20 protein-coding genes are annotated in these 25,808 nt (G+C 50.5%); 9 read left to right on the forward strand and 11 right to left on the reverse strand.

Annotated features, from left to right (window positions below; genetic code table 11):
- Positions 1-112 precede the first annotated feature (112 nt).
- Positions 113-1,108: an L-glyceraldehyde 3-phosphate reductase gene (gene mgrA / locus AC0YNZ_RS16655; RefSeq protein ID WP_475827672.1), complete on the reverse strand. Its 996-nt coding sequence runs from the start codon at positions 1,106-1,108 to the stop codon at positions 113-115.
- Positions 1,109-1,220: 112 nt separating this feature from the next.
- Positions 1,221-2,666, reverse strand: coding sequence for an HD-GYP domain-containing protein (locus AC0YNZ_RS16660; RefSeq protein WP_475827673.1), 1,446 nt, complete (start codon positions 2,664-2,666; stop codon positions 1,221-1,223).
- Between the two features lie 380 nt (positions 2,667-3,046).
- On the opposite strand from AC0YNZ_RS16660, the gene AC0YNZ_RS16665 reads away from it, so the two are divergent.
- On the forward strand, positions 3,047-4,189 hold the full coding sequence (locus AC0YNZ_RS16665; protein WP_475827674.1) for a peptidylprolyl isomerase: 1,143 nt from the start codon (positions 3,047-3,049) through the stop codon (positions 4,187-4,189).
- Positions 4,190-4,605: 416 nt separating this feature from the next.
- The gene (locus AC0YNZ_RS16670; protein WP_475827675.1) at positions 4,606-5,478 is read left to right on the forward strand and encodes an aldose epimerase family protein; all 873 of its coding nucleotides are present in this window, start codon (positions 4,606-4,608) and stop codon (positions 5,476-5,478) included.
- Between the two features lie 97 nt (positions 5,479-5,575).
- Here the strand turns inward: AC0YNZ_RS16670 and deoC are convergent, their stop codons facing one another.
- On the reverse strand, positions 5,576-6,265 hold the full coding sequence (deoC, locus tag AC0YNZ_RS16675; protein ID WP_475827676.1) for a deoxyribose-phosphate aldolase: 690 nt from the start codon (positions 6,263-6,265) through the stop codon (positions 5,576-5,578).
- Positions 6,266-6,542: 277 nt separating this feature from the next.
- Here deoC and AC0YNZ_RS16680 point away from each other — a divergent pair, with 277 nt between their 5' ends.
- The 3 genes from AC0YNZ_RS16680 (at position 6,543) to AC0YNZ_RS16690 (ending at position 11,003) form a co-directional block, all read left to right on the forward strand.
- The gene (locus tag AC0YNZ_RS16680) at positions 6,543-7,370 is read left to right on the forward strand and encodes a purine-nucleoside phosphorylase (RefSeq protein ID WP_475827677.1); all 828 of its coding nucleotides are present in this window, start codon (positions 6,543-6,545) and stop codon (positions 7,368-7,370) included.
- A 255-nt stretch (positions 7,371-7,625) separates the two neighbouring features.
- Positions 7,626-9,287 (forward strand): PAS domain S-box protein, encoded by a 1,662-nt coding sequence (locus AC0YNZ_RS16685; protein WP_475827678.1) that lies wholly within the window; start codon positions 7,626-7,628, stop codon positions 9,285-9,287.
- A 171-nt stretch (positions 9,288-9,458) separates the two neighbouring features.
- Positions 9,459-11,003: an HD domain-containing phosphohydrolase gene (locus AC0YNZ_RS16690; RefSeq protein WP_475827679.1), complete on the forward strand. Its 1,545-nt coding sequence runs from the start codon at positions 9,459-9,461 to the stop codon at positions 11,001-11,003.
- A gap of 70 nt (positions 11,004-11,073) precedes the next feature.
- Here AC0YNZ_RS16690 and AC0YNZ_RS16695 read toward each other — a convergent pair whose 3' ends face one another.
- On the reverse strand, positions 11,074-11,535 hold the full coding sequence (locus AC0YNZ_RS16695; protein ID WP_475827680.1) for a cupin domain-containing protein: 462 nt from the start codon (positions 11,533-11,535) through the stop codon (positions 11,074-11,076).
- Positions 11,536-11,783: 248 nt separating this feature from the next.
- Here AC0YNZ_RS16695 and AC0YNZ_RS16700 point away from each other — a divergent pair, with 248 nt between their 5' ends.
- Genes AC0YNZ_RS16700 through AC0YNZ_RS16710 form a run of 3 tightly spaced genes read left to right on the forward strand, consistent with a single transcriptional unit; the run spans position 11,784 to position 13,908 of the window.
- A complete protein-coding gene (locus tag AC0YNZ_RS16700) occupies positions 11,784-12,146 on the forward strand; it encodes a hypothetical protein (RefSeq protein ID WP_475827681.1) in 363 nt (120 codons plus the stop codon).
- A 47-nt stretch (positions 12,147-12,193) separates the two neighbouring features.
- Entirely contained in the window at positions 12,194-12,685 is a 492-nt protein-coding gene (locus tag AC0YNZ_RS16705; protein WP_475827682.1) for a cation:proton antiporter regulatory subunit, read from the forward strand.
- A 2-nt stretch (positions 12,686-12,687) separates the two neighbouring features.
- Positions 12,688-13,908, forward strand: a complete 1,221-nt coding sequence (locus AC0YNZ_RS16710) for a cation:proton antiporter (protein ID WP_475827683.1) — start codon at positions 12,688-12,690, stop codon at positions 13,906-13,908.
- A gap of 588 nt (positions 13,909-14,496) precedes the next feature.
- Here the strand turns inward: AC0YNZ_RS16710 and AC0YNZ_RS16715 are convergent.
- The 5 genes from AC0YNZ_RS16715 to AC0YNZ_RS16735 all read right to left on the reverse strand — a co-directional run bounded on the left by AC0YNZ_RS16715 (position 14,497) and on the right by AC0YNZ_RS16735 (position 22,496).
- Complete coding sequence (locus AC0YNZ_RS16715; RefSeq protein ID WP_475827684.1) at positions 14,497-16,215, reverse strand: ABC transporter ATP-binding protein; 1,719 nt, start codon at positions 16,213-16,215, stop codon at positions 14,497-14,499.
- Positions 16,216-16,287: 72 nt separating this feature from the next.
- The gene (fdhD, locus tag AC0YNZ_RS16720; RefSeq protein WP_475827685.1) at positions 16,288-17,082 is read right to left on the reverse strand and encodes a formate dehydrogenase accessory sulfurtransferase FdhD; all 795 of its coding nucleotides are present in this window, start codon (positions 17,080-17,082) and stop codon (positions 16,288-16,290) included.
- 55 nt (positions 17,083-17,137) lie between these two features.
- The gene (locus AC0YNZ_RS16725; RefSeq protein ID WP_475827686.1) at positions 17,138-19,492 is read right to left on the reverse strand and encodes an FdhF/YdeP family oxidoreductase; all 2,355 of its coding nucleotides are present in this window, start codon (positions 19,490-19,492) and stop codon (positions 17,138-17,140) included.
- Positions 19,493-20,503: 1,011 nt separating this feature from the next.
- A complete protein-coding gene (gene infC, locus AC0YNZ_RS16730; RefSeq protein WP_475827791.1) occupies positions 20,504-20,992 on the reverse strand; it encodes a translation initiation factor IF-3 in 489 nt (162 codons plus the stop codon).
- A gap of 100 nt (positions 20,993-21,092) precedes the next feature.
- On the reverse strand, positions 21,093-22,496 hold the full coding sequence (locus AC0YNZ_RS16735; protein WP_475827687.1) for an MATE family efflux transporter: 1,404 nt from the start codon (positions 22,494-22,496) through the stop codon (positions 21,093-21,095).
- A 162-nt stretch (positions 22,497-22,658) separates the two neighbouring features.
- Between AC0YNZ_RS16735 and AC0YNZ_RS16740 the strand changes: the two genes are divergently transcribed.
- On the forward strand, positions 22,659-23,543 hold the full coding sequence (locus tag AC0YNZ_RS16740; RefSeq protein WP_475827688.1) for an AraC family transcriptional regulator: 885 nt from the start codon (positions 22,659-22,661) through the stop codon (positions 23,541-23,543).
- 256 nt (positions 23,544-23,799) lie between these two features.
- Here the strand turns inward: AC0YNZ_RS16740 and AC0YNZ_RS16745 are convergent, their stop codons facing one another.
- Together AC0YNZ_RS16745 and AC0YNZ_RS16750 are read right to left on the reverse strand one after the other, a co-directional pair.
- The gene (locus AC0YNZ_RS16745) at positions 23,800-24,255 is read right to left on the reverse strand and encodes a GNAT family N-acetyltransferase (RefSeq protein WP_475827689.1); all 456 of its coding nucleotides are present in this window, start codon (positions 24,253-24,255) and stop codon (positions 23,800-23,802) included.
- 137 nt (positions 24,256-24,392) lie between these two features.
- Positions 24,393-25,577 (reverse strand): acyltransferase family protein, encoded by a 1,185-nt coding sequence (locus tag AC0YNZ_RS16750; protein WP_475827690.1) that lies wholly within the window; start codon positions 25,575-25,577, stop codon positions 24,393-24,395.
- Positions 25,578-25,808: the final 231 nt, after the last annotated feature.

Below are 25,808 nucleotides of genomic sequence, written 5' to 3' on the forward strand. Positions count from 1 at the left end.
AATAGGGCGACAATAAAAAACGCTAGAACACGCATGCCGCAATACCGCGGACAGCTGCTCTAGCGTTCTATTCTGATGGTGCCAAATCGTTCAGCCTGCAAGGATCATGAAGCTACTCAGCTGCTAGAATCGATTCAATCCGGCTTAGCTCATCATCGCTGAAATCAAGACGGCTCAAAGCGGCGACATTGTCGTCGATTTGCTCTACGCGGCTTGCGCCGATTAATGCCGAGGTTACTCTTCCGCCTCTCAATACCCATGCAAGAGACATTTGGGCGAGCGATTGTCCGCGTCCCTGAGCAATCTCATTCAGCTCCCTGACTTTGTTCAGCTTGCTGTCCGTAATTTGATCGGCCTTGAGGAACACGCTTGGACCTCCGGCGCGCGAATCGGCAGGAACGCCGTTCAAATAACGGTTAGTCAGCACGCCTCCGGCAAGCGGAGAAAATACGATGGAGCCAATGCCTTCCTGTTCCAGCACGTCCTGCAGGCCATTCTCGATCCACCGGTTGAACATCGAATAGGATGGCTGATGAATCAGGAACGGCGTGCCAAGCTCCTTCAGGATCGCTGCAGCACGAGCCGTTTGCTCCGCGCTGTAGTTCGAGACGCCGACATAGAGCGCCTTTCCTTGGCGGACGATATGATCGAGCGCGGCCATCGTCTCCTCGAGCGGCGTATCCGGATCTGGACGATGGTGATAAAAAATATCGACATAGTCCAGGTTCATCCGCTTCAGGCTCTGATCCAGACTGGAAATCAAATATTTGCGCGAGCCCCATTCGCCATAGGGACCTTCCCACATATAGTAGCCCGCTTTCGTCGAAATGATAAGCTCGTCGCGGTATGCGGCGAAATCCTGCTTAAGGATTTGCCCGAACATTTCTTCTGCCGAACCCGGAGGCGGTCCGTAGTTATTGGCAAGGTCGAAATGGGTAATCCCCAAATCAAATGCACGGCGCACCATAGCCCGCCCATTCTCAAGACGGTCGACGCCGCCGAAATTATGCCATAGCCCAAGGGAAATAGCGGGCAGTTTCAAGCCGCTGCGCCCGACGCGATTATACTTCATGCTCTCATACCGATTGTTAGCCGCCAAATAAGTCATGTTCGATATCCCCCAACCCGTTATTGGAAACGCTCATTGCCCGATTCGATTATGATGAACACAAGGGTTCCCCGTCTATTGTACAACTGTAGATTGGCAAATGGAAATTATGCTATCTTGCGAGCTTCCTTTCCAGCTTGAACTGTGGACTGTGCCGTACCGTTTCCTCGAAAAAGCCCGGTTGCTCCAAAACGAGCCGCACCCATGCCTGCACGCAAAGCGGATCGAAATGCCGCCCGCTCTCCTTTACGATGATTTCCATTGCCGCCTCATGCGACATCGCCTTTCGATAGGAACGCGAAGAGGTCAAGGCGTCATACACATCCGCGACAGCGGTCACCCGCGCGAGGAGCGGTATCTGCTCTCCCGCCAGCCGATCGGGATAGCCGCTGCCATCCCATTTCTCATGATGCGAGCGGATAACGGAAAGCTCCTCCGGCATAAAACCTAACCGTTTGCATAGGTCATAGCCCGATACGGGATGCATTTCAATAACTACCCGCTCTTCGGGCGTAAGCTTGCCGGGCTTATTCAGAATCGTATCCGGAATGCGCAGTTTGCCGACGTCATGAACAAGCCCGCCTTGCGCAATGGCTCTCAGGTCGGCAGCGGTCAAGGAAAGCTCCTCGCCCAGCTTCAGAGCATACAGAGCAACCCGATAGTTGTGACCCGCCGTATACGAATCACGCGCTTCCGTCGTCATAACCAGCTCTCTTACGCTGGAAGACATGTAGGTGTTGATCCAATCGCGCGGATTGGAGCGGAACATCAGCTTAATAGAGGCCGTAATGGATTTCGAGGTGACATATTGATTCACGATGCCTGTGACCATCACAATAACAGAGGCAAGCAGCAGGAAATGGTACAGCCACCAGCTTACATGCCAAGTCTGTCCGCTTACCATAATGATCTGAGCGATAATCATCCAGCCCGAGCTGTACACGATCGCCAGCTGCAGCGGGAAACGTGAGGATAAGTAGGTCATCAAATAGCGGTTAATCGTCCAAGCGTTTAAGCTGATAATGAATATGCTGGCCATCCATTTCATCGGCAGCTGCAGCAGTTGAAGAAATTGAGTCAAACTTGGATAGAACCAAAGCACCGTACAGAAAGCAAGAAGCGTAATTGTCCATATCGGCAGCAGCAGCCGCTGCCATTCCGCCAACCATTTGATCAAGGGCTGGTCCATGGAAAGAGAGGACAGCCATAGCCAGACGGCAGCCAGCAAAATACTAAGCTGCGCCGCGCTGCCTGCGATGCCGGAATGGTGCATCAGAAATCCAGGGGTCGACAATCCGTGCAAAATAAACATCGTAGATAGCGATACATAAGATAACGATAGAAAGCTAATCTTAATATTGCGAAGCGAAATAGCGACGAAGCCGACTGCAATCGCTAGGGCAAGCGAGAGTGCAGAAACGAGACTGACGATATAAAAATGCTCATGAGGCGCATTAATGCTCTTATCGAGCTCTGTATCCCGAAGCACGAAATAGACTACTAACGGTAAAATCATCGATATTGCCAAACGTGCGAATACACCTGTATTTTTGCGCAAGCCTATTCCTCCTACATAACAATCATAGTTAATGGTAGTAAACATACCCCAGCAGGGGCCTGAAGTTATTCGCGCTATGGTGAGGATTGTGACAAGCAAGAAGAAATGAAACCCATCACGAAAAATGTAGGAGAATGTTGGAATATGTATGATACTATCATATCATCCCTCCCGCTTCCGATAAACAGTGAAGTTTTACCGGCAATAGCGGATTAATTGTTCTAACCGGCCGTTTTAGGTTGAAATCGTACACGGCATACCTATACAATAAATAGGAATCGACAAATTCGGCAAGCCATATTTTTATGTTAGCTTAAGGTTTTTTCATTCTTCTTTTGGTATAGTAATGAAAGTCAGGTAAAACGAAGGGAGTTTATGGAATGAATAACAAGGAATCGCAGCCAGGCAAAGACGCAGAAAACGAATTGGCTGCGAAAGAAGAGCGTTACACGTATGACGAAACACCCCAGCAGGACAAGCTTTCGGAGCAAGATGCAGCTATCGAGGAAGAGCTTCGTAAGGATTCTGACGGTGAGCTGCCAGAAGCATCAAACGATGACATCCGCGCTGCGGTTTCAAGTGCAGACAGCGTTCAGCAAGCGCCAAAAGGCGGAAGCGGAAAAGCATGGATCATCGTCTCGGCTGTTCTGGCCATTTTGCTGGTAGTTGTGCTCATTAAGCCGCCATTTGGAGCCAGCAATGAGACCGTGGCAACCGTAAACGGTGTCAACATAAGCAAGGACAGACTTTACGATGAATTGGTTCTGGCCGGCGGTAAGGCTACGCTTGATAACCTGATTACGCAAGAGCTTATTGCGCAAGAGGCTAAAGCAGCCAGCGTTACGGTTACAGACGCTGACGTCGATTCCGAAATTGCCCTTATTAAGAAGAGCTTCGGATCGGATGAGGAGTTTACCGCAACGCTTGCCCAATACAACATGACGCTTGAAAGCTTGAAAAAGGATACAAAAGTCAACCTGACGATTCGCAAAATTTTGGAGCCGAAAACAGACGTTACGGACGAAGAAATGAAGCAATTCTATGACACGAACAAGGAATCGCTCGGCACGCCGGCGCAAATTCAGGCATCGCACATTTTGGTAGCTACCAAAGAAGAAGCGGATGCGATTCTTGCTGAGCTTAAGAAAGGCGGAGACTTCGCTGCAATCGCGAAGGAGAAATCGATCGACCCTGGCTCGAAGGATAAAGGCGGCGATCTGGGCTTCTTTGCAAAAGGCAAAATGGTTCCAGAATTCGAAGAGGCTGCTTTCGCATTGAAGATCAATGAAATCAGCGGTGTCGTGCAATCCGAGCACGGCTTCCACATCATTAAGAAAACAGCTGAGAAAGCGGCTGTCGTGCCAACCTTCGAAGAGAAGAAGGAAGAAATCAAGAAGCAGCTTATCGCTACTGAAGCGAATGAACTGTCCGAGGCTTGGATGACTGAAATTCGTGCAAAAGCGAAAATCACGAACACGCTGGCTCCGGAAGAAGCAGCAGCGGCTCCAAAAACAGCTGAATAGTTGTCGTGTAAAGGGGCAGCGCCTCACAGGCTCTTAATGGCCTGTGAGGCGCTTTTTTCAATTTACAAAAAAATAAAGCCACTTTGTCGCCCGGAGGGTGAGCTGGGAATGGCTTTAGCTTCAGGCAACGAGAGCAAGCATCGACGGCTGCTGTTGCGTTGACATCATGTTGAGAACTGTATAGCTTGCTTCTCTCCGAAGCTAATATATACTATTCTTTTCTTTCAAAATGGAGTAGATGAATGCTTTACTAGATTCGACCATTTTGAAACCTGTATCCTTCCTGCTGCCGGTGGACTGACGGATAACGGGGCAGGGAAAATGACACGGCAGGCGGGAAATAGGCGATATAAGCCACTTGCGAATATGGTATGATGGGGAGAAAATGACATTCACCTATTATTGGAGGGATTCAAGTGAGCAACTACGAAGTACGCAGCTACAAGGATACGTATACGTTATATGAATTATCGGAGGAAAGCACCGCTTCCCGCGTGCTTGTATGTCCGGAGCGAGGCGGTATCGTAATCGGCTGCCAGCTGAACGGACTGGAATTATTTTATTTGGACAAGGCGACGTTTGAGCATCCGACCGCTAACATCCGCGGCGGCAACCCGATCCTGTTCCCGATTTGCGGCCAGCTCGAGGAGCAAGCTTATGAATGGAACGGCCAGTCGTACAAAATGGCTAACCACGGCGTCGCCCGCACAGCCGTTTGGGAGGTTGTAAGCACCGGAACCGAAGGCGGGGCCTCTATTACGATTCGTCTGCAAAGCAGCGAAGAGACGCTGCGCTCCTATCCTTTTGCTTTCGAGCTGCTGTTTACTTACGTGCTGCAGGATGGCCAATTACATACGCGGCAGCAATACCGCAATTTGAGCGAAGCTGCCGCAATGCCTTTCTATGCGGGCTTCCATCCTTACTTTGCGATTGATTCGGACAAAAAAATCGCCTTTAAAACCGATGCAACCCGCTATTTCGACTATAACGATAATGTCGAGAAGCCATTCGACGGCGTCATTGATTTTGAAGGACTGGTGGAAGCCGTCTGCCTGCTGGATGCGAAGAAGAGCGAAATCTCCTTCCCTGTCTTGCAAGGCGCCCGCGTTCGCATGACTTACGATGACATATTCAAATATATGCAGCTGTGGTCGGTTAAGGATCGTCCATTCATCTGTGTGGAGCCGTGGATGGCTATGACGAGCGAGCTGAACCGTCAAGAAGAGCTCATTATGCTGAATGCCGGCGAAGAGCTAAGCGCTAATCTGACGATTAGCTGCGAGCGCTAAGCAGCCAAAAACAAAAGTGAGGGAAGCCTCGCTCGCCATGAGAATTGCCTCAAGGGGAGTGAAGTTTCCCTCACTTTTTTATACGCCCAGCTTTGTATTAGTAGCCTTCCCCTTGACCGCCTGTCACGATAGCGATGCCGGAGCTTGCGCCAATGCGCGTTGCGCCAGCCGCAAACATTTGCAGCGCGGTTTCGCGGTCGCGCACGCCCCCCGATGCCTTCACGCCGAAGTCAGGACCTACCGTACGGCGCATCAGCGCGATATCCTCTACTGTCGCCCCGCCTTTGCCGAAGCCCGTTGATGTCTTCACGAAGTCGGCCCCTGCTTTTTTGCAAATTTCACATGCTGTAACCTTCTCTTCGTCTGTAAGAAGTCCCGTTTCAAGGATGACTTTAAGCAGTGCTTGTCCTTTGACTGCCGCAGCTACACCTGCAACGTCACGCTGTACGCCTTCGAGGTCGCCTGATTTCAGCAAGCCGATGTTCAGAACCATATCCACTTCTGTCGCTCCGTCTTCAATGGCAAACTTAGCTTCAGCAGCCTTGGATGCCGTCGTTGTCGCTCCTAACGGAAAACCAACCACTGTCGTTATGCCTACTCCCGAACCTTTCAGCTCTTCGGCAGCCGCTGCTACCCAACCTGCGTTCACGCACACCGTCGCAAACTGATATTGCTTAGCCTCGCGGCAAATTTGCAAAATCTCTGCCTTCGTCGCATCCGCCTTTAGTATCGTATGGTCGATCATCGCCGCTACTTCCGCAGGCGTGTAATTTGTGCCGTTGCTCATTAATTATTCCTCCGCTTCATCACTGCATGCTTATGTACCGGTAAACGCGCTGCCGGAGCGCCTTGTCCCTATCCTAACCCAATCGATGAATGAGATGCGCCAGCCTAATTTTCATTATACGAAGCATTTTATGAAACAACAATGATCTCCTGCTGAAATACCATTTGTTTACTTTTCCGTTTACGATGCGCTATGATTGTTATGCCCGTCACAACCGGCTTGATTTACGCGCATTCGGCTGCGTAAGGTTGAGCTGACATTAGGAGGTACAGCAACCATGGACAACATGTTAAGCAAAATAAATGAAGCAGCGGCTTACATACGCGGCATGCTGCAAGTGCAGCCGCAAATCGGTCTCATCCTTGGCTCTGGTCTTGGCGTGATGGCTGACGAGGTTACTGAATCAATCGTCATTCCATACGAACAAATTCCGCACTTCCCTGTGTCTACAGTGGAAGGCCATTCCGGCGAGCTTGTCATCGGCCGTCTTGAAGGAAAAATCGTGCTTGTCATGAAAGGCCGCTTTCATTATTACGAAGGTTACTCTATGAAAGAGGTCGTGTTCCCTGTCTACGTCATGAAGCGGCTCGGAATCGAGATGCTGCTCGTAACGAACGCCGCTGGCGGAATGAACCGCTCCTTCGCCGCCGGCGATCTGATGCTCATTACCGACCATATTAACAATACGGGCAGCAATCCGTTAATGGGAACGAACATCCCCGAGCTCGGACCCCGCTTCCCCGATATGTCGCAAGCCTACAACCGCGAGCTCCGCTCGATCGTTGCCGGCAAAGCGGAAGAACTGGACATCAAGCTTCAACAAGGCGTTTATGTCAGCATTTCGGGTCCTGCCTATTGTACGCCAGCCGAGCTCTCCATGATGGCGGGCTGGGGCGCAGATGCAGTCGGCATGTCAACCGCTCCCGAGGTTATCGCAGCTAACTATTCCGGCATTCGCGCAGTGGGCATCACTTGCATTACCGATATGGCTATCGGCGACGAGCTGGAGCCGCTTACGCATGAGCAGGTCGTTCGTGTGGCTGAGCAAGCGAGACCGAAATTCATCGCACTCGTGAAAGCTTCGGTAGGCGCATACATCGTTTAATTTCATTTCCAGCATTAGCTGTCCCTAAGTCGATGACTTACGGGCAGCTTTTTTTACAATCCCCCGCAGACTTGCTTAGAATCCGTCTCCTTGCACCACACTGAAAATAAGAGGATAAAATGCTGATTATTTACGCATTGCAGCGCTGCTTTATAATTGGTCATTAAGTTATGTAGACAAAAGAATTGCTCTGTTCTATTCTTTACTATAGACTAACAATCTTATCCAGTACAGACAGCAGGAGAGGTGCGAAGTTTGACCTTCATTTCAAAACCGAATCGCGAAGCCGATTTATTCCACAGCGCATTCCAATATGCCCCCATCGGCATGGCTTTAGTTGATTTAGACGGCTGCTTTATGGTAGCCAATCCCTCCGCTCAAACGATGCTGGGCTACGCAGAGAACGAGCTCTGCGGCATGTCCTACGCACAAATTACCCATCCAGATGACCTGGACCAGGATAACCGTTACGTGAAGCAATTATTAGACGGTGAAATAGATACGTATCAGATGCAAAAAAGATATTTCAAAAAGTGCGGCAGCACCTTGACCGTGATGCTGTCCGTGTCGCTTGTATATGACGAGCAGGGCAATCCTCGTCATTTTATATCTCAGATGATGGATATTTCAGAAAAAACGAAAGCGATATCGGATGTGAAGCAGCTTTCCAGACGTATTGACAACATTCTTGAGAGTATCTCGGATGCCTTCTTCTCGCTGGATAATCAATACCGGTTCATTTATACGAACGAAGCGGCACAGAAGCTATTCAAGCGAAGCGGAACCGAGCTGATCGGCCTTTGTATTTGGGAGGTGTTCCCCGAGCTGGCCGGAACGGTGAGCCAGCAAGAATATAAGCTTGCCATGGAAAACCATCAGCAGCGGCTGTACGAGCAGTATATTCCTAAGTTGAGCCATTGGTTTGAAGCCAATGTATACCCTTCTGAATTCGGGGTATCCGTTCATTTCCGTCAAATTACAGAGCGGAAGCGGATTGCGGACAAGCTGCAGGAAAGCGAGAAAAGCTTCCGCCTCCTGGCCGAAAACTCAAGCGATATGATATCCAAGCATAATCGGGACGGCTTGTTTACTTACGTCTCCCCTGCCTGCTATACGCTGCTGGGCTACCGCGACGATGAGCTGATTGGACAATCTCACTTTGATTTTCATCATCCGGATGACAAGCAGCGTATGATCGACAACCTGGAACTCATCTACAAGCATGTTGACGCCAACACCATCACTTACCGGATGAGGCGCAAGGACGGGAGCTACCGGTGGTTTGAATCTACGACCAGCGTCGTCTTCTACGACGGCGACCGCACGCAAACCTTGGTTTCTGTCTCCCGGGACATAACACCCCGCAAAGAGATTGAAATGAAGATGCTTGAACAATATCAAATTTTGCATGCGCTCTCTCACGTTGACGAATTGACCAATATCGCCAATCGGCGAACGTTCGATGAGTCGTGGAATAACGAGTGGGAGGACGCGCAGCGCCACCATATGCCAGTAACGCTGATGCTGGGCGATATCGACAACTTCAAAGCTTACAACGATACGTTCGGGCATCAAAAAGGCGACGAATGTCTTAGACAGATCGCCGCCGCCCTGCGCAGCGCCTTAAAGCGCCCGCTTGATATCGTCGCTCGTTATGGCGGCGAGGAATTCGCCATTATTTTGCCGCAAACGAGCCATGAGCGTGCCTCTACCATCGCGGAGCGGCTTCTCGAAGCGGTCAGGCAATTACAAATCCCTCATGCCGAGACGACCGGAAGCCCCTTCGTCACGATCAGCTTCGGCTCCGCGACTTGGAAGCCTGATTGCTCCTTTACACAGGACGAGCTGTTCACTCAAGCGGACAGAGCGCTTTACCAAGCTAAGCGTGAAGGAAAAAACCGATTCGTTACACATTAAATCTCCGCGATCGTCGCCGCTGCCCCGCAGGGCTACGATCGCTCCCCTATCTATGGCCCCTTTTAACCATCAGTATTTCATCCTGCGCTAATGATCTAATATACATTTTGATAATGCCGATTTATACTATAGGTACTATGCACTATTCCGATGGAAATGAGGTCTCAGCTTATGCATTTACATACGGAGCGCGAACAAGAAGGCAACCGCGTCTATGCCTCTTACCTTTCTCAGCTCCTTCGTAATTATATTTTCGGAACAACGGTTGCCGTGTTCGGTGTCGGCGGTGTCGTCATCTTTTCCACGCTGTCGATTCCTTTCAATGAACAGCTCCTTTTAGGCAGCATTATGGTTGTCTCGCTTCTCATTATGATCGTCTGCGAGCTGTTCGTCTTCCGCCTGCATCTTCGTCCGATTCAAGCTGTCTTTAGAGTAGAAAAGCCGACATCTGAACAGCTCAAAACCGCTTATCTTCAAACGCATAAATTTCCGACATTATCGGTTAGACGCACCTTCGGCCCGCATTTTCTGGGCTTGCTGGCTCCAGCACTCAGCATGGCATTCGTATTGATCAAGCTGGGCTTTTTAAGTCTTCCTTATTCTTATATCGGAATCGCATTCGCGATCGCTTTCATGATCGCCGGCATGCATGCGATGATTGAGTTTTTCTTAACGACGAAAGCTATTCGTCCTGTTGTCACTTTTATTCGCGACAAGCACAAGGAATTATACAAGCAGGATGTTACGCTTAGCGGCCGGGTCCTCGTCTCTATCCGTACGAAGTTCCGGCTCAGCGCCTTCCTCATCGGGACGCTGCCCTTATTGCTGTTCGGTCTTGCATCGCAAATTAGGCTCGATCGTTTTCAAGTGGAAGGCACCCTGGCTTATTGGCAGTGGGCAGGCATCATTCTTGTTATCGGCATCGCTTACTCCCTGCTTGGCGCTTCGCTGCTATCGCGCAGCATCGAGGATCCTATCCAAACGATTCAGAATGGGATGAGCAGCGTGCAGGCCGGCAACTTCAACACGAGCGCGGCAGATATATATTCCGACGAGTTTTCTAAGCTCGTGGCCGGCTTCAATCATATGGTGAATGGTTTAAAGGAACGCGAGCTGCGCAACAATCAGCTGCTTCAAAGCTACTTTATGACCCTCGCGGCAGCACTCGATGCCCGCGACACGTATACGGCCGGCCATTCGACCCGGGTTGCCTGCTTTTCCGTTCAAATCGGCAGGCTGGATGGTTGGCCGGAGAGCCAAATCGATATTTTGCACAAAACGGCGCTGCTCCACGATATCGGCAAAATCGGCGTTCGAGACGCCGTGCTGCTTAAGGATGGCAGACTGACCGACGAGGAATTTGAACAAATCAAGCTGCACCCCGTACTTGGCGAAAATATTTTGAAGCAGATCGAGCCTGCCGATGCCATGGCCGACCTGCTGCCAGGCGTCCGCTCGCACCACGAGCGGTATGACGGCAAGGGCTATCCAGACGGCTTGGCAGGCAACAACATCCCGCTGTCCGGACGTGTAATTGCCATAGCGGACGCTTTCGATGCGATGACCTCGGACAGGCCGTACCGGAAGGGCATGACCTATGCGCGGGCGCTCTCCATTCTGGAGGAGGGCAAGGGCACGCAATGGGATCCCAAGCTCACGCAGCTGTTTATAGAGTCGCTAAACGGGAAGGAAAAGGCTCGAGACGAAGCCACCTGATGATATAGAAAGAGCCGTCCGGGCAGGGATTCCCTTACCGGACGGCTCTTTCTTCACTCTAATGAATGAATTATCGTTTAATAAGTTTAAAATCATCATAATGGAAGCCTGGCGCTACGACGCAGGAAACGAGCACAGGCTCATCGCCGAGCGGACGCGCCATTTGCCATTCGTTCGCCGGAACGAGCGCCTGCGGCTGATGGCCAGCCAGCACATCCGGTCCGACGATGATTTCTCTTCTTGTCTCCGGAGCTTCCTTCTCTCCGCCGAGCGTCAGCAGCAGAGGACTGCCGGAATGCCACAGCCACAGCTCGTCCGAATAAACTGTATGCCAATCGGAAAACTCATCGGGATGCAGCAAAAAATATATCGATGATGCCGCAAAGCGGGGTCCTGAATATGGAGCGCCAAGAACCTCCTGCGGTATTTCAAAGCCAGCCTTCCAAATCTCCCTGTACCATCCGCCTTCTATGTGCTGCTTCAGTTCAAGCGACTGCACGAGCGGCGACAGTTGTTTCACTGATACTCCCATCCATTTCAACCTTCTTTCTCTCTTTTGCGTGCATTTAGTTAATAAATTCGTTTACTCATTCTATAACGCATATTCCGTATCGTCAATTTATTAAGCAGGCGGGGAAATAAGGTAAAGGTTCGCTTCTTTGCCTAACGAATAGCGGGATCGGCTTTAATATTCGAGATTTATAAGTTATACTTATATTACCTCGCACTGTTTTTGACTTTGCGTTCTTATCTATAAATTAACTTTATGGAGGTGAACAGATGAACAAGAGCGTACACGATTTTGGCCGCGGCAGCAGCAAGCATGTGCTGAATTTGCTCATTATTGTTCCGCTGCTGCTCGCAGCGCTGTTCGCCTACCAGGCAGGCAATTCGTTCGAGCAAACTGCCGGCGCTAGCCGAATGACTGCGGCAGTGCAGTACACGACGGCTATAACAGGCAAACAGCGTACCGGCACGAAAGTCTTTTTGCCGGAAAACGTACTCCCAGCCGCCGCTATGTATGCCCTCATGCTCATGAGCCGGCTATCCGCCAACTTATCCGCACTCCGCACCTCTGTTCCGCAGCGATTGCGTGATTTGCTTATGACCCCGATTAAATTCACATCGCATTTCGTTGGCTAGACCTCTTCTTTTGTTAATACACCAACAAATTAGAGGAGGCACACACCATGAATATTAGAGAATCCGATCTGCCCGGTATTGGCCGTAAATACCAAATTATAACGAGAAGCGGCGATAAATTTGTCATTGTCATTCACGACGACGGACGCCGCGAGATGTACCATTTTGACTATGAGGATCCGGATGACAGCATTTCCATGGTTACGCTTGAGGATGAAGAAGCAAGGCAAGTAGCCGCTATCGTTGGCGGTATGACTTACAAGCCGAAAGCACTCGAGACCATTGAAGTAGCGCTCGACGGCTTGACGATTGAATGGTACAAAATCGAGCCAAACGCCGCATGCATCGGCAGAACGATCGGTCAAGCCAATATCCGCCAGACGACTGGCGCGACGATCATCGCCGCTGTCGAGAAGGAAACAAAGCATATTAATCCCGGCCCCGACTACATTTTTAAAGCCGATACAACGCTCATCGTTGCAGGCGAACGCCAGCATTTGAAGCTTCTTAAGCTGATGCTGCAAAACGGGAGCCGCTAGTTATGGATCACATGGTGCTGGAAATCGGTCTTGCTGTTATACTCATCGCCTTAGTCGGGCTGTTAGCTGCAAAAATTCGGTTTTCCGTCATCCCGTTTTATATCTTAATCGGCATGGCCGTAGGTCCGCATGCGCCTCATGTAGGCGTACTGGACTTCAGGTTTATTCACAGCGCAGAACTAATCGAATTCATGGGACGGCTTGGCGTGCTGTTCCTGCTATTCTATTTAGGTCTGGAGTTTTCTGTAGGCCGGTTAATGAAATCGGGACGCTCTATTGCGGTAGGCGGAACCATCTATATTCTTATTAATTTCTCGCTTGGATTGTTCTTTGGCTGGATCAATGGTTTCCCTGCAGCGGAGACCATGGTCGTCGCCGGTATTACAACGATTTCATCGAGCGCCATCGTTGCGAAGGTGCTCGTCGATTTGAAGCGTACGGCAAATCCGGAGACGGAGATGATCCTTGGCATCATTATGTTCGAGGACATTTTCCTCGCTGTCTATATCTCAGTTCTATCCGGACTTGTGCTCAGCGACTCTTCGTCCTTAGGCGGGGTGCTGCTGTCCGCTTCGTATGCATTAGGCTTCATGCTTCTCTTTCTTATTATTGGCAGGAAGGCCGCTCCTCTCCTTAACAAAATTTTCAATATCCGCTCCAATGAGCTGTTTCTGCTGCTTGTGTTCGGCTCGCTGTTCCTCGTGGCAGGCATCTCCGAAACGATTCACGTAGCGGAGGCGATCGGCGCCTTGCTGGTCGGCCTGGTGCTGGCTGAGACCGTGCACATGAAGCGGATCGAGCATCTTATCCTGCCCTTCCGCGACTTCTTCGGAGCGCTCTTCTTCTTCAGCTTCGGCCTGACCATCGACCCGTTCGCGCTGGGCGGAGCGGTATGGCTGTCGCTTGGAGCAGTTGCCATTACGCTATTCGGCAACTTCACCGCCGGGATGCTGGCAGGAAGAAGCGCAGGCTTAACACCGAAAGCATCGGCGAATATCGGCCTTACGATCGTATCGCGCGGCGAATTCTCCATCATTATGGCGAATCTCGGCAAAGCCGGCGGCTTGCTTGAGCTGCTGCAGCCGTTTGCAGCGCTCTACGTGCTCATCCTGGCGATCGTAGGCCCGCTTCTGACGAAGGAATCGAAGCTGGTGTTCAAAGGGGTAAATAAAATCTTCAGGTGGGAAAAACCGAAAAAACCACGGGAGCAAGCGCTGGCGTAAGAGCCGGCGGGTAAGAACTGACATATTGAGGGGGCCGGCCGTTATTGGCCGGGCCCCTCTATTTTACATAAACGTCATACGACTCCAATTTAGAAGTGCAACTGAAATTCGCCTTATACTCGGAGTTTACGGATTTATTAAACAGACTCCATCAATAAGGGGACGCACCATACTGGTTTGTTTAGGAGAAATAAAGCTAGCTTCTAGCTCTATTTCTCCTACAACGGCCGATTTGAGGTCAGCTGGTGCGGATTCGGGCACATTAGATCTAGTTTCTAGATCTATTTACGCCAATCTGGTTAGTTTGCGGGGAATAGATCTAGTTTCTAGATCTATTTCTGATGCTATAGGCGAATTGAGGTCAGCTGGTGCGGATTCAGGCACATTAGATCTAATTTCTAGATCTATTTGCGCCAATCTGGTTAGTTTGCGGGGAATAGATCTAGTTTCTAGATCTATTTCTGATGCTATAGGCGAATTGAGGTCAGCTGGTGCGGATCCGGGATCATTCGGGCTGCATGACTGCGCTGTGCCCGACAAAAAAGGCTTTCCCGCTGGTCGTCTTTGACCGACGGGAAAGCCCTTTGCTTATCTGCTGCCGAACTGCGCGTAGTGCAGGCGGCTGTAAATACCGCCCGCCGACACCAGCTCTTCGTGGCGGCCTTGCTCGGTAATACCTTGCTCCGTTACGACGACGATGCGGTCAGCGTTCTTGATCGTCGCCAGCCGATGCGCGATGACGAGCGTCGTCCGGCCTACGGACAGTTCGGCCAGCGACTGCTGGATCGCCGCTTCCGTTTCTGTATCAAGCGCCGAAGTCGCTTCGTCGAGAATGAGGATCGGCGGATTTTTGAGAAACATCCGCGCAATGGCAAGCCGCTGCTTCTGTCCGCCGGACAGCTTCACGCCGCGCTCTCCGACAATCGTATCAAGCCCTTGCGGCTGGGCGTGAATAAATTCCTCCAGCTTCGCTCTGCGGGCGGCCTCCCAAATATCTTTATCCGATGCGCCGAGCTTGCCGTAAATGATGTTCTCTCGAATCGTGCCCGCGAACAGGAATACGTCCTGCTGCACGATGCCGATCTGCTTCCGCAGCGATTCCAGCTTTAGGTCGCGGATATCGAAGCCATCAACCGAGATGCTGCCGTCCTCAATCTCATAAAACCGCGGCAGCAGGCTGCAAAGCGTCGTTTTACCGGCACCGGATGGCCCGACGAAAGCAATCGTCTCGCCTGCGCGAATTTTCAGATCGATATTTTGAAGCACCTTTGCCTCGCCTTCATAGCCAAACGTAACATTACGGTATTCGATATTCCCGCTTAACCGGTCAACCTCGGCTGCATCCGGCTTATCCGCAACATCAGGCGCTGTCTCCAGCAGCTGCACGTAACGCTTAAAGCCGGCTATCCCCTTCGGATAGCTCTCGATAACGGCATTAATTTTTTCAATTGGCTTGAAGAAGATGTTCGTTAGCAGGACGAAGCTAATAAATTCGCCGTATTTCAGTTCTCCCTGAATAACAAACCATGTGCCTGCGACGAGCACAAACACAGACACAAGTCTCATCAGCATGTAAGTGATAGAAGAATTCAAGCCGATAATTTTATACGAAATAAGCTTTGCTTCACGAAAGCGCAGGTTATTCAACTTGAACAGCTTTTTCTCATGGTTTTCGTTCGAGAACGCTTGAACGACACGAATGCCGCCGACCGTATCCTCAACTCGCGCATTAAAATCGGCCATATCCGAAAACAGCCTGTTCGCTGCTTTCGTCATTTTACCGTTGAACAGCAGAACGAGCCAAATAATGATAGGAACGATCACAAACGTTAGAATGGCCAGCTTCAGATTAATATACGCCATGATGCCGAATGCCCCGACCAGTGTCATTGCGGCGATGAACATATCCTCTGGGCCATGATGGGCAACCTCGCCGATCTCGAACAAATCGTTCGTGAGGCGGGAGAGAAGATGACCGGTTTTCGTGTTATCGAAGAAACGGAACGACAGCTTCTGCACATGATCGAACAGCTTCTTGCGCATATCCGTCTCAATATTAATCCCGAGCATGTGCCCCCAGTAAGTAACCACATACTGTAAAATTGTGTTAATAACGTATATGATTAGCAGAACGGCGCAAGCCGTTATAATCAGGCCCCAATTCTCGTTTGGCAGCAGCGTATCAATCACATAGCTTACCGCAAGCGGGAAACACAGCTCCAGAAAGGCGAGCAGAACCGCGCAGCAGAAATCGAGCAGGAAAAGCTTTTTGTAAGGCTTATAATAGGCAAAAAATCGTAAAAGCATCGTTAGCTCCTTCTCTTCCCTAGTGATAATCATTTTCAATAAAATGATAAACAATCACTGCTAACCTGTCAATCAATTGCCAAAATCTATTCGCTCATAATGCGTATACACGTTCATTTCCCCGCCGCGGATAAAGCCTGCGCAGGTAATGCCCAGGTCATCCGCCAGGCGGAGGGCGAGGTCCGTCGGCGCCGACTTGCTTAGCAAAATACCGCAGCCGATCTTCGCCGCCTTCAGCACCACTTCCGAGGAAAGCCTTCCGCTGAAAGCGATCACCTTGTCCGAGGTGCGGAGGCGATGCAGCAGACAGTATCCAAAAAGCTTGTCGAGCGCGTTATGGCGCCCGATATCCGCTCTTATCGCGAGCAGCTCCGCAGGTGATCCAATGGCTGCGTTATGCAAGCCGCCCGTGCTGTGGAAGTCCGAAGAGCTTTCCTGCAGCTCCCGCATGAAGCGTATGCACTGCTCTGCCGATATTTTCGTACGGGTCATGATCGTTTTTGCCGTTAGCATGTCATTGTGAAAATAAAACTGCCGGCTCTTTCCGCAGCAAGAGCCTATAAAGCGCTTAGTGTATTGGTCATGGCTCATCGCCTGCTTATGCTCAAGCTCAATGTACGCAAAACCTGTATCCTCATGGATGGATAACGACTTCACCTGCCCGGCCGCGCGAATGACGCCTTCGGAAGCGAGGAAGCCGATGACAAGCTCCTGCAGGTCAGACGGCGAGCATACCAGGGTCGCGAACTCGTCGCCATCCACTTTCAAGGTAAGTGGAATTTCCGCGGCGATGTCATCATCTTTTTCCCAGGGCTCGCTGCCGTCGTATTTGAGCATGCGCCATTTTGCCGTGTTTGAAAGCTCCATTCGAATAATCCCCTTCCGCGTCCTGCCATAGCGTGCTTCACTCCGGCTTAACTGCCTAGGCAGGCGGCTCAATCTCCAGCTCCACGATCCGCTTCTCCCTATACTTCGTATCCTTCAAAGCATGATAGGTATCCGCCCGCTCCACGATAACCGACGCGTTGTACTCGGGAATACCCGCAAGCGGCTCATATACCCCTTTGGCAAAAAGGCTGTTGCCCTCCGGCCAGTACAGCTCGATGTTCCCGCGCGCAATATCCTCACGTTTGGCTCTGCCATGGAAGCTGCCGCTGCGGTTGTATACGACGATCGCCTCTCCTTCTGCGATAGCAAGGCCGGCTAAATCATCGCCATTCATAAGTACGTCGTACCGTTCGGCAGCGTTGAAGGCGTCCTTCTCCCCGTAGATCATGGAATTGAACTGCTTGCCGCGCCGCGTCGTCGCATAGAAGTGCCCCTCCGGTATGCGGAGCTCGGGCAGCTCGACCGGCAATAAATTGCCTTTGCCGTCTCCCGTTGGGCATATACCATCCTCGCACAGCCATGCCCCGCCCCACTGAAATACATCACCTTGCTTCCGCAGCCGTTGAATGCCTTCATAATGGGGTGCTGCGAAAGCAATTTCCCGCCTGACCTCGTCCGCATCTTTGAACAGGATAGCCTCTTTGAGCTCCGGCCTGATGCGGGCAGCGAGCTCTGCGTAGATTTGCCATTCCGCTCGCGCTTCCTCCATCCTCGGCCCCTCTATTGTTGGAGAAAAATAAACCATCCGCTCCGTCGAGGTCGACGTCCCGCCGCCCGGCTGCTCATAACGCGTCATCGCCGGCAGCACGATGACTTCCTCCTGAGCGTCAAGAAGCGTGGAGCTGTTCAGCACAATATCTTGATGCACCCGTATATCGACGGCCTCTAAGCAGCGCTTCACAAAATCGGGATCCGGCATGGTTCCCATAAAATTGCCGCCCGACGTATAGAACAGCTTCAGTTTTCGTTCATGCCGCTCTGGCAGCAGCGCGTTCTCCAGCGATACGCCGACAATGTCGCCCTGCCAATCAGGCAGCCTAAAGCCCCAAAGGCGTTCGATGCGGCGAATGTCCTCTCCTTTAAATTCGCCGCCGGGCAGACTGAAAGGATCGGCACCCATTTCACCCGAGCCCTGTACGCCGCTATGTCCCCGGATCGGCATTAAGCCGCAATGCTCCCGCCCGAGGAAACCCCGCAGCAGCGCAAGGTTTGCCACCTGCGAAATGTTGTCCGTACCGAAACGATGCTGTGTCAGTCCCATGCTCCAGACGAACACGCCGGACTTCGCTGCTGCAAGCAGCGCGGCAAACACCTTGATCCGCTCCCTATTCAGCCCGGAAGACTTCTCCAGCAGCTCCCAGCTCTGTCTCTGCACATGCGCTCTCAACTCCTCATAACCGTTCACGTGCCCGCTTACAAAAGCATGATCGATCGCTGAGCCCGGCTGCTCCTCTTCCATCTCGAACCAGACCTTCATCACACCGTGCATAAACGCAATGTCGCCGCCGATATTGACCTGGTAGAAGTCGTCAGCAAGCTTCGTGCCAAAAAGTGCCGATTCCGCGATAGACGGAATCCAGTAGCCCTCCATCGCCGGCTCGCGGTAAGGATTGATGACGATGATTTTCGTCCCCTTCCGCTTAGCCGCGTACATATACTTGGTTGATACGGGCTGGTTGTTCGCCGCTACGCTGCCCCAGAATACAAGCACATCCGTACCAATCCAATCCTTATAATTGCAGGTAGAAGCGCCTACGCCAAGCGAGCGCTTCATGGCTGTCTTGGAGGGAGAATGGCAGATGCGTGAAGCGTTGTCGATATTGTTTGTCCCGATGAGCCGCGCCGCCTTCGCCGCCACATAATACGATTCATTCGTTATACCGCGCGCCGTTAAGTAAAAGGCCAGCTGTTTCGGATCAACCGCCCGCGCTTTAGCCGCAATTCGGCCGAGCGCCTCCTCCCATGACAGCCTGCGAAAGCTGCGCTCCCCCTTGCTTCGAATAAGCGGATACGGCAAACGCCCCAGCTTGCGTAATTGCGTACTATCCAGTTTGCGCAGCTCATCGATATCCGAATGCAGCGCAGCAGCCTTAATCGCGGGCATCGTGCTCAGCCGCAGAACGTTTAGCCTCGTCGTGCAAATATGCGGGCCGTCCAGCGTCTGATCATACAACCCGGACACGCCAAGCGCACAGCCATCGCATACCCCCTGAGTCAAAATCCGGTAAGCGTACGGCAAATTATCGCGGTTATCCCACACTACCTTGAGCGTATCGCGAATATGATGCGGCTTAATGCGCCCTAATCCAAACGGCGCTTTACTCACCCACAGCTTCGGGTCCGGCCACTTCGGCAGCTTAATCGGCCCCGTATGAACAGTTTTCTTCATTAATGATTCACCCCGCTAATCATCGTCGAACGAATCCATTCTAATCTGCAAGTCTGTACATGCCGGTTGAGCTGCTTCTATTCGTTTATTTAGGCACTACATATCTAACTATCTCTAAATATCTTAAGATGTTATAGGCTTTACTCTAGTTAATCCCGCCTTCAAGTAAGCGCATACAGATCTTGGTGAGCGAGTCAGGTAAGGTAGACAAGTTGGACGAGTAGGACGAGTTGAGTGAGTTAAGAGAGTTAAGAGATTTGAGTGAGCTAAGTGAGTTGAGTGAGCCAACTGAGTTGAGTGAGCTAACTGAGTTGAGTGAGCTAACTGAGTTGAGTGAGCTAACTGAGTTGAGTGAGCTAACTAAGTTGAGTGAGCTAACTAAGTTGAGTGAGCTAACTGAGTTGAGTGAGCTAACTGAGTTGAGTGAGCTAAGTGAGCTAAGTAAGTTGAGTAAGTTGAGTGAGCTAAGTAAGTTGAGTGAGCCAATCGTGTGTTGCGTGTGTTGCGTGTGTTGCGTGTGTTGCGTGTCTTGAGCAGGTTAGACGGGTTGGACGTGAAGATCCGAGCAGACAGAAAATAAATCTCATTTCATCCACTCCTGCTTGTTAACAGTCTGTTTAAGTTGATTTAGCCGAACTAATTTGGCCTCCCAACAGTTAATGGCCTGTTTACGTTGATCTAGCCGAACTAATTAGCCATTTTTCACTGCAGTAACTTAAAACAGCTCTTTTAAGTAGCCAAAATCAAACTAATCACCCGTCTACGAATACTATCTCAAAATTAAGCATGCAAAATCGAACTAACAGAAGGGAACAGAGCCGACACCCCATACTGTACCTAACAGCCGCTAGATCGCCGCCTCCGCCCAGCGGAACTCAAAACGACCTACCACACGTAAAGAGCAGACATCTCATTCATGCACCTAACAGCGCCAGATCGCCTCAGCGCCAGTTATTCGTCCAGCTGCATCAACCATTTTGAAATAAGAGTCTGCTCCAAACCCCTATTACCTTACAATGGCAATACCTGCACCGACGCCTGCTTCCCACTTACCGCAATACCTGACTGCTTCCTGCCGCTCTCAGTCAGATCCTTCAGCATACGCTCCAGAAGCTCCTTCGCTTTCGGGCCTTCTTTGCCTTGAATGCGAACGACGAGCTGAACGCTGGTACCGGAGCCGAGAAGCTTGACCGCCTGCCGCAGCTTTGTATCGTAATCATGCTCCTCAATATGCGGGGTTAAGCGCAGCTCCTTTACCTTGCCAGGCTGCTCCTTCACCTTCGCGCTGCGCTTTTCTTGATCCGCCTGCATCCTGGCCTGCCCTTTGCCCACCAGCTTGCATGGCGGCGGACTGCTCATAAGCGAAGTGCAGACCAAATCCACCTTCAGCTCACGCGCCATCGCCAGCGCTTCATCACGCGGGACAATGCCAAGTTCCTCGCCCTGCAAGCCCGTTAGACGCACCTCGGAGGCTCGTATTTTTTCATTCATCATAACCATCGATGCCATTTCAACGTATCGCTCCCTTACCAGTAAATATGGAAAACAGCAGCCTTTACGTCTAAAGCCGCTGTTTCCCCCTCTCTTCTATTATACGCTTTTAAGAAACGTCTAGCGCGGTTTGTTTGTGAATCGGCCCGCCGTCTTCGCTGACTACAGCACCGGCCTCATCCCGCTCCGCTTTGCGCAGAAACTTCTTCCCTCTCCAGCGAATAAGCGACAGCACGCCGCGAACGTACTCATCCAGAATCATGCATCCATAAATGCCGATCAAGCCCCAGCCGAGCTCAATCCCCACCCAATAGGACAGGCCCGTTGCAATCAGCCACATGGAAAAAATAGACGTCCACATCGTAAAGCGGGTATCTCCCACCGCATTGAGTGAGTTATTGAGCGCCATATTAATCATTTTACCTGGCTGCAGCACCAGATTCAGTCCGAGCAAAGATACGCCAAGCGCTACGATCTCTTTGTTTTCCGTGAACAAACCGAGCAGCTGCCGGCCAAACAGGTAGATCATAAATGCATTGACCGTCACGACTGCAAGACCGATCCACATCGCCCGGAAGGCAAGGCCGTACGCTTCCTTCACACGCCCCGCTCCGAACAGATGAGCGATTTGAATTTGTACCGCCAGCGCAATCGAATAGCCTAGCATGAAGCAGAAGGATTCCAGCGTATTCATGTACGTCCGCGCCGCCAGCTCATTCGAACCGAGAATAGCTATAAAGGTAAAAATAAGCATCTGCGTAAACACCCAGCAGGACAAATTTACGCCAAGCGGCCATCCGATGCGGATAATATCTCCGAACAGCTTGCGATTAAACACGTTAAGATCGCGTAAGCCAATCGTACGCTCAAAGGAGCCAAGAAACATGATAAACAGCACGATTGCTGCAAGAAGCCGGCATAGCACAGTTGAAAGCGCAACACCCATCAAGCCCCATTTTGGAAACCCGAATGCACCGAATATGAAGGCGTAATTGAAAAAAACATGCGCAATGTTCATCCCGATCGCCGTATACATGGGCCCCTTCGTGTTGCCCGTATTGCGAATTGCTGTGCTGAGCGACGCCATCAACGCAATGAGCACCATCCCGCCGCCAACAATTGATATATACGTTTTTGCAAGCGGAAGCAACTGCTCCGGCAGCTGCAGCAGCGAAGCGATCTCGCTTGGCAGCATAAACAACAGTACGCTTAGCGCGAGTCCAATGACGGCGCTCACTTTCACCGCCATAATGCCGATCGTTCGCGCATCCTCACCGTTACGCGATCCGATTTTTTGCGCAATGAGAATGCCCGCTCCACTCGCGACAGTTATGAATAAGGTCGTCAAAGCCTGGAACAGCTGGTTAGAGAAGCCCACCACCGCAACCGCATCATCCGAAATCCGGCTAACCATCAGCGTGTCCGCCGCTCCCAGCAAAAACTGTAAAAACAGCTCTATAAAAATAGGCCAAGCCAGCATCCAGAGCGAAAATTTTTTATCAGATAAAGCCATTCCTATACCTCCCTGCATCGGTCCTCCCTGAAAGACCGCATCCGTTGTCTGATCATCAATCGTCATTTCAAATTATAGATGCTATACTGAGCTTGATGTATCACTTTTACAACCGAAACTATAACGATTCAAACTTCAGTTTCATAAGGAGCAATCCATGCCATGTCAATCATTCATATGACGATACCTCCGCTGCCGCACTATATAATCGGAGGTTATACCATCGCTCCGCCAGGCCGCAAACATCCAACCAGACGCAATATTGAAGTGTTTGACCTGCTTGTCGTGACAAGGGGATGCTTATACATTGGGGAAGAAGACAGGAATTACGAAGTAAGCGCCGGACATGCACTGATTTTAAGGCCGGATGCCTATCATTACGCCACGCTGGCGTGCCAGGAGCAGACCGGCTATTACTGGATTCATTTCCAGACGACCGGAGCATGGAGCATCTCGGATCAATCGGTAACAGAAGAGCCGGATGTCCGTGCCAAAGAGAGAACGCTTACCTCTAGCTTTTATACTACGCAAACCTTCATCAAGCTGCTGCCCCAGTTCACCAAGCTGCTCCAGCCCTCCAAGATGGATAGCCTCCTGCGCCAGCTTGTGCAGCTTAATATGAACGACCACATTTCGAGTGTAAGATGGAAGCAGCAGCTTGTTTTCCAGGAGGTCATTGAGCATCTATCCGCCTCGATGGAGGCGCAGGGACCGTCGCCTTCCGCCTTGTGCGCAGAACAAGCGGCCTCTTATTTGCGGGAGCATTACCGCGAGAATATTACCGCACAGGAGCTTGGCGAGAGCATTAACTTTCATCCGGTCTATATTGCCAGATGCATGCAGAAGGAGTTCGGATGCGCCTCATTCGATTATTTGATGAGGTTCCGCATTGAACGGGCCAAGCTGCTGCTGCTCCAAACTGACCTCCCCATCGCCCGCATCGGGGAAGAGGTTGGCTTCAATCATGCCGCATACTTCACCTCCTGCTTTGCCAAGTACGAGAGCATCTCGCCACGCAAATACCGGCAGCGGTTTTCTCACGGGTAAGCTGGGCAGCATGCCAAAAAAAACGGCGCCATCCACACGAGGAGGATGGCGCCGCTGCCTGTTCAATCCGATTATCATGAAGCACGCAGAAGTTCTTAAGACTTGTACAATTCTGATTTCATGAAGTGCGCTTGTTTTAGCTCGTCCTTACGATTGGTCCTGACTTCTTTGTATAAGATTCCTTTAACGGCTCGTTCTTAAATATGACCTTCTATTAGCTTGAACCGGTGTATGTATATAAAGTTCGCTCTTTGGTTCAGTCGCCTAATTCCAAATGGTGCGTTGAATTCTGATAGATAGGTTCTGTTGAAAAGCCCAGCCTTTGATAAAATAAATCAGCCTCTGGATTATCCGTAGTTAAAACAAGAACACTGTAATGTTTTTTCGCCTCTTGGATTACTTCTTCAACAAATTTCCCGGCTATACCCAGCCTGCGGTACGATTTAGAAATATACAGGCGCCTGAGACGTCCCACCGAACAATCTTGCGAATATGGATCTTGATTCAAACCGCATACCCCTATGATTTTGCCGCTGCTGCCATACACAGCATAAAGTGATTCACCAGACTTATCGAATCGATTTCGACCGCTATTATAATCGTTGACAAGCCGTTTTAAAAAATGAAATTCTTCGCGCACACTTTCTTCAACCAAATCTGAGATTTCATCTGTAACGAGCTTCTTTATTGTTTTAATAACGAAATCTGACACACCGGCACCTCCTTCCATATAGTGGAGTACGGTAATTTTCCCACATTTTTTTGCAGAAAGGAAGTCCTCTTTCAAATAAAAAAAAGGAACGGCCCCGCATAGAGAGCCGTCCCCTTCTACTATTCAACTTTCTTTCATCACATTGAGGATGATGCGCCGTCACTGCGGCTTCCAGCAGCGATGACCGGCTTCTTGCCCCAGCTCGTGAGACGCTTACCCAAACGAATGGACGGCAGTTCTACGAAATAGTAGCTTAGCGCTCCCGCTCCGAACGATGCGACGAATGCAAGTATAACGATAAGCGGTGTATCGAGCTCGCCATTCAACAGATGAATGAGCGATAACAAGACGATCATATGATACAAGTAGAGGCTGTAAGAGATTTTGCCCAAAAATAACAACGGCTTGCGCTGCAGCTGCCGCGATAAACGAACGGATGATACAGCCGCCACAATGAAGATCGAAGCGCCGATAGCTGTCATCCAATCGCCGCGATGCGGCATAAACATCTCGTGGAAATCTTCGCTGTAGCCGATCCATTTGAATGAGTAGCTACAGAGCGCAGCGACAAGAAGCAGTAATGCCCCCCAGCCATTCAACCGCGAAAATGCCGCCTTCAGCTCCTTCTGATACTTCGCAAGCAGCGCCCCCACGATAAAAAATGAAGCATAATGAAGCGACACCACAAAGTTTGTCATGTAGCGCGTCTCGAAATTGGCGAGCAAAACTTCAGCGCCATAGGACAAAGCCAGCGCAAGCGGCAGCCCGATTTTCCAGCCGCCCTTTACAATAGCAAACATAATAAACGGGAATAATAACGAGATGCGCATCTCATGGACGAGTGTCCACAAAATCGGATCATACCTCGTCGTATTATAGTTTCCGACAAATAGCAGATGATGAATAATGGAGCTTGAATCCGGCGGTATCACCCACAGGTTGTTGTAGTAGCTTGTTAAGTCCGTCAGCTTCGATACATAGACAGCTTCTCTCATCATAATCGCAATGAACAAAGCAACAAGAAACGGAATGTAAATACGGCAGATCCGCTTGATCACATATTTCGCGTACGTTTGCTGGCGATTATGGAAGAAAGGCAAAGAAAGCACGAATCCGCTCAGCAGAAAAAACATGATGACTGCCTCATGTCCTCCCCATACAGCATGCAGCGGCGTATATTTAAGCAGGTTAAGCGGATACTCTAAAAAGCCTAATCCGGATGTATTTTGCACGATTGGCGTAAATACCATTAAGAAATGCCCCACCATAACGGCAAGTGCCGCCAATCCTCTCAATGAATCTAATTCTTCATAGCGCTGCAAGCTTTTACTCCCCTTATACTTACCTATTCTTTATAGCAACCGTAAAAAGCTAACCCCTTCCTTGCCGGAAAAAGCCCGCCATAGCGGTGATATATAAGTTTATCACAAGTTTGAAGTTTATAGATTCTTATATTTTCATAAAGACAATTATATCGGATAGCAACCTGCTTTGTCCGCAACTATTTATTTCAGACAATAAAAGTCTGGTTCGACCGAACATTAATAAGCTTA

Source organism: Paenibacillus sp. J2L1-98, from assembly GCF_056269405.1.

Excerpts from the sequence above, each read along its gene's own strand:
- AC0YNZ_RS16700 (WP_475827681.1), top strand. The coding sequence starts at position 11,784 with ATGAACAAGAGCGTACACGATTTTGGCCGCGGCAGCAGCAAGCATGTG.
- AC0YNZ_RS16715 (WP_475827684.1), bottom strand. The coding sequence starts at position 16,215 with ATGCTTTTACGATTTTTTGCCTATTATAAGCCTTACAAAAAGCTTTTC.
- infC (WP_475827791.1), bottom strand. The coding sequence starts at position 20,992 with ATGGTTATGATGAATGAAAAAATACGAGCCTCCGAGGTGCGTCTAACG.
- AC0YNZ_RS16710 (WP_475827683.1), top strand. The coding sequence starts at position 12,688 with ATGGATCACATGGTGCTGGAAATCGGTCTTGCTGTTATACTCATCGCC.
- AC0YNZ_RS16705 (WP_475827682.1), top strand. The coding sequence starts at position 12,194 with ATGAATATTAGAGAATCCGATCTGCCCGGTATTGGCCGTAAATACCAA.
- AC0YNZ_RS16725 (WP_475827686.1), bottom strand. The coding sequence starts at position 19,492 with ATGAAGAAAACTGTTCATACGGGGCCGATTAAGCTGCCGAAGTGGCCG.
- AC0YNZ_RS16740 (WP_475827688.1), top strand. The coding sequence starts at position 22,659 with ATGTCAATCATTCATATGACGATACCTCCGCTGCCGCACTATATAATC.
- AC0YNZ_RS16680 (WP_475827677.1), top strand. The coding sequence starts at position 6,543 with ATGGACAACATGTTAAGCAAAATAAATGAAGCAGCGGCTTACATACGC.
- AC0YNZ_RS16665 (WP_475827674.1), top strand. The coding sequence starts at position 3,047 with ATGAATAACAAGGAATCGCAGCCAGGCAAAGACGCAGAAAACGAATTG.
- AC0YNZ_RS16690 (WP_475827679.1), top strand. The coding sequence starts at position 9,459 with ATGCATTTACATACGGAGCGCGAACAAGAAGGCAACCGCGTCTATGCC.
- AC0YNZ_RS16735 (WP_475827687.1), bottom strand. The coding sequence starts at position 22,496 with ATGGCTTTATCTGATAAAAAATTTTCGCTCTGGATGCTGGCTTGGCCT.
- mgrA (WP_475827672.1), bottom strand. The coding sequence starts at position 1,108 with ATGACTTATTTGGCGGCTAACAATCGGTATGAGAGCATGAAGTATAAT.
- AC0YNZ_RS16695 (WP_475827680.1), bottom strand. The coding sequence starts at position 11,535 with ATGGGAGTATCAGTGAAACAACTGTCGCCGCTCGTGCAGTCGCTTGAA.
- fdhD (WP_475827685.1), bottom strand. The coding sequence starts at position 17,082 with ATGGAGCTTTCAAACACGGCAAAATGGCGCATGCTCAAATACGACGGC.
- deoC (WP_475827676.1), bottom strand. The coding sequence starts at position 6,265 with ATGAGCAACGGCACAAATTACACGCCTGCGGAAGTAGCGGCGATGATC.